The organism is Leptolyngbya sp. CCNP1308 (genome assembly GCF_034932455.1).
GTDB lineage: Bacteria > Cyanobacteriota > Cyanobacteriia > Phormidesmidales > Phormidesmidaceae > Nodosilinea.
In genome coordinates, this window is the sequence record NZ_JAYGIH010000118.1 from 20,249 (window position 1) to 27,982 (window position 7,734).

The 7,734-nt window shown below is 46.3% G+C and carries 4 protein-coding genes; 2 read left to right on the plus strand and 2 right to left on the minus strand.

Features of this window, described 5'->3' with window-relative positions; all coding sequences use genetic code 11:
• Positions 1-405: 405 nt before the first annotated feature.
• Positions 406-1,743: a hypothetical protein gene (locus tag VB780_RS30635; protein WP_323354988.1), complete on the minus strand. Its 1,338-nt coding sequence runs from the start codon at positions 1,741-1,743 to the stop codon at positions 406-408.
• Entirely contained in the window at positions 1,728-2,672 is a 945-nt protein-coding gene (locus VB780_RS30640) for a hypothetical protein (protein WP_323354989.1), read from the minus strand. Before VB780_RS30640 ends, VB780_RS30635 begins: the two co-directional genes overlap by 16 nt.
• Positions 2,673-4,185: 1,513 nt before the next feature.
• Between VB780_RS30640 and VB780_RS30645 the strand changes: the two genes are divergently transcribed.
• Together VB780_RS30645 and VB780_RS30650 are read left to right on the plus strand one after the other, a co-directional pair.
• Positions 4,186-6,915, plus strand: a complete 2,730-nt coding sequence (locus VB780_RS30645) for a cation-transporting P-type ATPase (RefSeq protein WP_323354990.1) — start codon at positions 4,186-4,188, stop codon at positions 6,913-6,915.
• A 59-nt stretch (positions 6,916-6,974) separates the two neighbouring features.
• Positions 6,975-7,487 carry a universal stress protein gene (locus tag VB780_RS30650; protein ID WP_323354991.1) on the plus strand — a complete coding sequence of 171 codons (513 nt, stop codon included), beginning with the start codon at positions 6,975-6,977 and terminating at the stop codon, positions 7,485-7,487.
• Positions 7,488-7,734: the final 247 nt, after the last annotated feature.

The following is a 7,734-nucleotide window of genomic DNA, read 5'->3' on the forward strand; positions in this document are numbered from 1 at the left end:
CAAACTTTGACTTGCTCTTTTTGTAATTTCAGCAAGTACAGTTTATCGGAATAGCAGGGGTTTCGGCGGTTTGAGGCGAAAAGACATCAAAACAGCATGGCTTGTTGAGAATGAACCTCTGTTGTTGAGAATACAAACCGTCCAAAGTTCAATGCCTGCAGGCGAGCCATGGCCGGTAGCTGTCCAAGGAGCAAACCAATGTGGGTTTATCAGCTAGATGGACGGAAGTCTACACCCCCCTGAGTGCCTCACAACCATATTCACTACGACTAGACAGCGACAGGGAGGAACCGAAAATCGGCGTGGTGGAGGACACTGCTTTTTAGTCGAACCGCCATGAAGAAAGATAATAAGTTAATCTAACCAGAGTTTCGAAAAACCTCGAAATAGACAGCCTTAATTTCTCTAATTCAACTCAAGGATAAGCTGCTGTACGGGGATTACTTCTGCTTTTGATTTTGTACGCTTTGATTTTTGGAGTCTTTCTTTAACTCCTGTATTTCCTTGAAAGTTGTCTAAAATCTTACTGTCAGACAGTGTTTCTGCTGACTCTCCTTCGGTTTGAGGAGAAAGATCAGTTGAAAATCCGGTGACAGATTTTTCGTTTTCTGACAAGAAAAAACTTTCCGCAGTTGTTTTATTAATATTGTATTCTACCTGTGTTTGGTCGAGCACCTTTTCATAGAAATCTGTAATAACTTCTTGCTTATTTGAGTCAGTGATTTCTATGCTCTTAGTTTCATCCTGCTGAGACATAGACTCTAAAATAGCGTCAATGACTTCTTCGTTAAACTCATATATTGGCGCTAGCTTGTCCATCTGCTCTCTCTGATCATACACAAAGTCCTGCATCTTTTTTGAATGATGTTGTGCAATTCGGGCTGCTTCGAGCTGTGCATTTGTTGCTCTCTGGGATTTTAAGAAGCTGACGTAGATCCTTCTAAATTCTTTAGGAGAAACTGCAATACCTGTTTCACGATCCATTATATCCACGATTCTATTCCACCAATCGGCGTGGTTTAGTGGACCTCTGTCGCTCACTCCGCGAAAGAAAAAATTATGGTCCACAGGACCATGGCTCTCTCTTCCCCAAGAAAGCCACTCTTCGATATAATCATATAGCTTTTTGCCATCGGCAAACTTTTGGTTAGGAATAGGTGCCCAGTAATTTCCGTAAGATTTTCCTGTTTTATAGTCTTCTATTCCTAGATGAATATACCAGGCAGCTTGAGAAGTGTCTTCTAATCGTTCTATAGGAGTAAAGCTTCTGCCTTCAAACTTACCATACAGCAAGGTTCTGCCCAATTCGAGTTCATAATAGGTGCGACTTCGGTCCGGAGGTATAACAACCTTTAAAGTGACTGACAAAAAATTTTGAAGATCTCTAGCCAATGCATAGATTGTTCGTTTTCTAGGGTGGATTCCTGATTTTTCCCTCTTGCTGTTTTGATAAGTGAATTTTTCCTCATATCGTTGCCTAAGCTTTTCAATGGTTCGAATGCAATCATTCCAGGGTATGCTCTTGATTTCGAATGAAACTGATTCAGGAGAATGATTTTTAATTTTTTCTAATTCCAAACCTATAGAATTTATGGCTTGAATAGTATGAATCTGAACAGAACGTTCATGTTTTGAGGCTTCTAACTCTTTTCTGTAAATATAAGTGGCAATGCTTCTAAACGTGTTGACATAGCAAAGTTGACTTGCAGGTGGTAAATCTAGCCAATCTAAGAAATCTTGCATAAGTTGTTTATTTGCTTCAGAAGTTTTTTTGATTCTTCTTCAAGAAGCATTTTTTTGACTGCTATCTTATTCAGCAAGTCGAGTGGTATTTGATTGAGATCTGAATCTCTTAGTTCTTCAACAAGGTATCCTTCAGGAAGTAGTTCTGATAAGTCAGCCGCCAATGGTGAGTAATTAATAATAGTTGTTAACCTTAGATCTTCAAGGCTAACGCCTCTGAATCTGTGCAGCCAACCAAAAATTTGCATGGTTTTTGTGCTGCAATTTTCAATGGTAAACTTACTCAATTTTTGACGTTTTTGAGAATCTTTTATTGATACTAAATCTACTTTCAAGTCTTTGTTGATGTAATCTTCTGGAAAAACTTGAACAGTATGTTTATTTCCTCGTGTATTGACAGCCTTCCTAGCCATTAAGGCATAACCCCCCCTTTTCGTCCTGCCATAACGGTTAGCGTGATGCTTTCCATTTTTGTTATGCCAGTCTTTGCGTGCCTGGCCAGCAGGGCTATGAAACTGACTTTTCTTGTGCTCGTTTTCCTTTAGAATTTCGTGTCTGCTCTTTTTCACCTCTTCCTTTGTATGGAAGTAACCCCAGGCCTCGAGGCGAGAGTGGAATTTTTTTATAATTGATCTAGCGCGTCTAAGATTTTCCTTCTCTTGGCTAGAGAAAGCTTTTTCCAGCAGTTCTGGCAGTTCATTTAAACAGGCTGCAGAAATTGTCATCAGGAAGTCTAGAGTAGCTTGCTTCTCAACTTGTGTAGCCCGCTCTCCTTTGGGCGTAGGTCCACCTAGCAAAGGCGCAACACGACGGATCATAAGGCTTGTCAGCACTCTGTCGGCGTTTGCAGAGTGGTTCAATAGTCTCAATTCTTGAATGTAGCGAGAGTATGCATCAAAAGCAGATTGGCCTTTTTTAGAAAGAGTCATATTAATACAGCGTTGACAACCATTGAGAGTAATTAAATTCAATACCCTAATAGTACACCAGTACTATTAAATTCAGGTGTATTTCTATTGTTGCTTTAACATCACCGAGCCATACAAGCGGGCGTGAGGGAAGCAAGCGGAAGGGCGATCGACAACAGTAATGGTTTTGTGACGCGCAGGGAGGGTAGAAGCATTTGCTTTTCAAGGGTGAGAGGGAGAAGGTTATCGCTGACGTTTCAACCGTACTGTGGAGTTACTAAGGAAAACAAGGCTAGAAAAGCTACTTTAAGTAAACAAAAATGATCGGGCACTGGTTCGTTGAGAGGAGGTATATTGAACCTCTCTTATGCAAAGAATTTCCTGGATTGATAAGGGGCGAGAGCAGAGGCCTATCGCCATTAGGGTGGGGTTCCCGCCCATTTTTCACGACCTGTTTCCTGAAATGTCGACTTTGAATGGGGCAGAATGGCACTGCTGAGAGGTAGCCGAGGTGACTATCGCTCAAGCTGAGTGCTCAATGGCCTTAATCTGCTGAAGGCTCGTGGGTTGAGTAGTTGCCTGCGCGCACATTTAGCCAATCTAGCTTACCCTCCCTGTACTTACGAAAGAGCTGCCGAGAGAGGCTGTGATGCTGCTTTGTGGCGCGGGCAGCTATTCCAGGACTCAGAGTTATTTCACTGGGTGTTTCCCTTTGCAACCGACTCATGGTTCTGCCACAAGCGTGGTAATGAACGTAGGATTGTTCTGTCCGGTAAGAATAGTGCTTGAGCCGAATTGCATCACGTACCTAGTCAAGCAATCGCCTTGGCAGAGGCGGTGAGTCATCTATAAGTATCTATGTAATATTAGCAAAGAAATCTTAAGTTACAGGACGCCCCAGTCGTCGGGTATTTATGCTGAAATTTTCCGTATAAGATCTCGTGTAATTGCTCAACTACCCCCTCCTTCCTGAAATCCCTTATTTGATTGGCCTTTTGGACAATTGTCAATAAGCAGTTTTGTAGAGAATTTGAACAAAAGAATGCCTGAAACCCGCATTCTTTTGTTGATGGTCCTCAATTAGGCTGATTTACCAAGTTCCTTAATTCCTTGCTGTTAATAGGTTTCAGGTTTGTCAACCTAGTTGAGCAACTAAAAGATTAGATCTCAAATGGTTTCTATAAAGGATTTTAGATTGTGAGTGTTGGGTCGAGGCACAAAACCCAACACTCACAATCTTCAGCCAATACTAAGCAATCTACTACTCACTAGTAATAGACGCAAGCTAAACAATGCCCATTCACACCGACCGCCGATAGTTGATCGGTTGTGGTGGAAAGGCTATCTGCGGCGGGTGATGGGTAACGTCAACCTTCTGTAACGAATGTACAAATCTAAACGCTTGACCCCCCAAAGACCGAACTTAATTTTTTGATCTGATCCGTACAAATGGAAACTATTGAAAATTAGTTTTTGTCAGCTACCTTCGCAATGAGATATTTAGAGAAGTAAGTCTAAATATTGGGGGGTTATGATGACTATCCAACCGCAATCACGTTCTTACCATGCACTGACTGACCATGAAATCGTTAAACACTTGGACAGCAGTGTAGACAACGGTTTAACGCCTGAGCAGGTGGCTCGTCGTTACGAACAGTATGGCTGGAATGAATTGCAGTTTAAGCCTGGAAAACCCGCGTGGCTAAGGTTTTTGCTGCAATTTCATCAACCCCTCCTCTACATTTTGCTCCTGGCTGGAGCCGTTAAAGCGTTTTTGGGTTCCTGGACGAATGCCTGGGTGATCTGGGGCGTAACGCTGATTAACGCCATCATTGGCTATGTGCAGGAAGCCAAGGCCGAGGGGGCGATCGCCTCTCTCGCCAAAGCCGTCACCACTGAAACCACCGTTCTGCGAGAAGGTCAACCCCTGCGGATTCCCTCGCGGGATCTGGTGCCGGGGGATATCGTGATGCTGACATCGGGCGATAAAGTCCCGGCAGATTTGAGGTTGCTGCGAGTTCGCACCTTACAGATAGATGAATCTGCTTTGACCGGGGAATCTGTTCCCGTCGAGAAATCCGTCCAGGTGCTACCTGAGGATACTTCCCTCGCTGAACGGCGCAATTCAGCTTACGCAGGCAGTTTTGTCACCTTCGGGCAGGGACAGGGGATCGTCGTCGCGACTGCTAATTCCACTGAAATGGGGCAGATTTCGCGATCGATGGAAAATCGGGTTAGTCTCACCACACCCCTGACCCGGAAGTTTGAAAAATTCAGCCGCACTCTGCTCTACATTATCTTGCCCCTGGCGACCTTCACCTTGACGGTGGGGGTGGGGCAGGGAGGCTCCTGGATTGATATGTTTGAGGCGGCGGTTGCCCTGGCAGTCAGTGCGATACCCGAAGGCTTACCTGCGGTCGTAACCATCACGCTGGCGATCGGTGTAAACCGGATGGCAAAACGCAACGCCATCATTCGTAAATTGCCAGCGGTGGAGGCGTTGGGCAGTGCCACGGTTATTTGTTCCGACAAGACCGGGACGCTGACGGAAAACCAGATGACGGTTCAGGCGATTTATGCTGGGGGGCAACACTATTGCGCCAGTGGTGGGGGTTACAGTCCCAAAGGTGACATAACCCAGGTCAGCAAAGGCAAGGAGATGGCACTGGACGCAGCGGAATTGCCACCTGCGTTAGTTCAATGTTTGACGGCAGGGATTCTCTGTAACGACTCCCAGCTTAAACAAACGGGGACAGATTGGACGGTAGTGGGTGATCCAACAGAAGGAGCCTTGATTACCGTGGCTGAGAAAGCAGGGCTGAGTCAATCCGGACTCAAAGCTGCAACCCCTCGCATGGATGCCATTCCCTTTGAGTCGGAGTATCAGTACATGGCAACCCTGCACGATGCTCAGCCGCGAATGATTTATGTGAAAGGATCGGTGGAGGCTTTGCTGCGCCGATGTACCCAGAGTCTCGATGCTCAGGGGCAGGCAATCGCCCTCGATTCTACCCGGATTAAACAAGAGGTCGATGACATGGCAGGGCAAGGGGTACGGGTGCTGGCATTTGCCCAAAAAACAGCGGGGGGACAGCAACACGCGATTGACCATGAGGACGTTGCCACCGATCTGGTGTTTCTAGGACTCCAGGGAATGATTGACCCGCCCCGCCCCGAGGCAATCGCTGCGGTTCATGCCTGTCAGTTTGCCGGGATTCAAGTCAAGATGATCACGGGCGATCACATTGCCACCGCACGGGCGATCGCCCAACGCATGGGGATTCAAACTAGCTCAGGGGTTGTCGCCTTTGCTGGGCAACAGTTAGCCCAAATGAATGAGTCAGAGATTCACAATGCAGCCGTCGAAGGGTCTGTCTTTGCCAGAGTTGCCCCGGCGCAAAAGCTGCAACTGGTGGAAGCACTCCAGTCCAGAGGCAATATCGTCGCCATGACGGGAGATGGAGTGAACGATGCCCCGGCACTCAAGCAGGCGGATATTGGCATTGCGATGGGCAAAGGGGGTACGGAAGTTGCCCGTGAATCCGCTGACATGTTATTGACCGATGATAATTTTGCCTCCATTAAAGCCGCTGTGGAAGAAGGGCGCACGGTTTACCAGAATTTACGGAAGGCAATCGCCTTTCTCCTGCCTGTGAATGGCGGAGAATCCATGACAATTCTGATCAGTGCTTTGTTAGCAAGGGATCTGCCGATTTTATCCTTGCAAGTGCTCTGGCTAAATATGATTAACTCCATCACCATGACGGTTCCCCTCGCCTTTGAACCCAAGTCTCAGGGATTGATGCAACAGCCACCCCGCAACCCCAACGAGCCTTTGCTCACCCAGAAATTATTACGCCGAATAGTAGCTGTTTCGCTATTTAACTGGGTTTTGATTTTCGGTATGTTTGAGTGGGCTCAATCCACAACAGGTAATATTGCAGTCGCCCGCACGATGGCTATCCAATCGCTTGTGGCAGCGCGAATTATCTACTTGATCAGCATCAGTCAATTGGGGACAAGTTTGATCGCCTATGTGCGCCGTCAAACCCCATCAATCACAACGGCACCGATCCTAATGATTGGTATTGCTGCGGCTGTTGTCTTGCAAATTGTGTTTAGCCAGTGGCCGGTGATGAACACGCTCTTTGAAACCGCACCTCTCACTTGGAATCAATGGCTAATCTGTTTATTGCCAATGGTGCCAATGGTACCGTGGGCAGTTCTTGCAAATGCAATTGACCCGCCTTCCAGTCAAAGGTGAAGTATCTGAATCAGTTCCACAAGTTCTTCAACCACCAATACTCATTCTTGGACATTCATATGTTTCAGAAAATTCTAGTTTCACTGGACAGCACATCTACCGCTCAAGCTGTTTTTACAAAGGCTGTTGCTTTAGCCAAAGCAATGGACTCAAGTCTCATGGTATTACATGTATTGTCTGTGGAGGATGAAGGTAGTCCGGGTTCGACTCTGGGCATGGGCGAGGGTGGAGATCAATCAGGGACATCTCAAGAAACCCCTATGTTCTTTTCAGTTTATGATGAAATCAATTGGGAAGCGCATCGGCGGCAGTGGCAGCAATATGAGAAGGAAAGCCGGGAGAAATTCCAACCCTACAGCGAACAAGCAGTCGAAATGGGGATCAAGACCGAGTTCACTCAAATTCCAGGCAAGCCTGGTCAAGTAATCAAGAAAGCAGCACAAACCTGGAAAGCCGACTTGATTATTATGGGAAGTCGGGGGCGTACAGGGCTGAGTGAACTGGTCTTAGGCAGTGTGAGTAATTATGTCATGCACCATGCACCATGCTCAGTACTCATTGTGCATTCTTAAACGCTCCAGCGAGATAGAGTCAGGGGGTAAGTCGCCCTATCACCCTCCCTTTAGAACCGTTCATGCTGCAGGATTGGCGACTAACGAGTTACTGTTGCTGATACTTTTCCAATCGGGTCAATCAGATTGAGACACCCCAAGCAAATTCTACAAGGAACCGTTAGGAGCTATAGCGAAGGCTAACCACCTCAATGCCATTAACCTACTGGATGCTTGCGGGTTGAATAGTTGCCTGCGCGCGCAACTA

What these genes read in the sequence shown, in the direction of transcription:
- VB780_RS30635 (WP_323354988.1), bottom strand. Translation starts at nt 1,743, where the DNA reads ATGCAAGATTTCTTAGATTGGCTAGATTTACCACCTGCAAGTCAACTT.
- VB780_RS30640 (WP_323354989.1), bottom strand. Translation starts at nt 2,672, where the DNA reads ATGACTCTTTCTAAAAAAGGCCAATCTGCTTTTGATGCATACTCTCGC.
- VB780_RS30645 (WP_323354990.1), top strand. Translation starts at nt 4,186, where the DNA reads ATGACTATCCAACCGCAATCACGTTCTTACCATGCACTGACTGACCAT.
- VB780_RS30650 (WP_323354991.1), top strand. Translation starts at nt 6,975, where the DNA reads ATGTTTCAGAAAATTCTAGTTTCACTGGACAGCACATCTACCGCTCAA.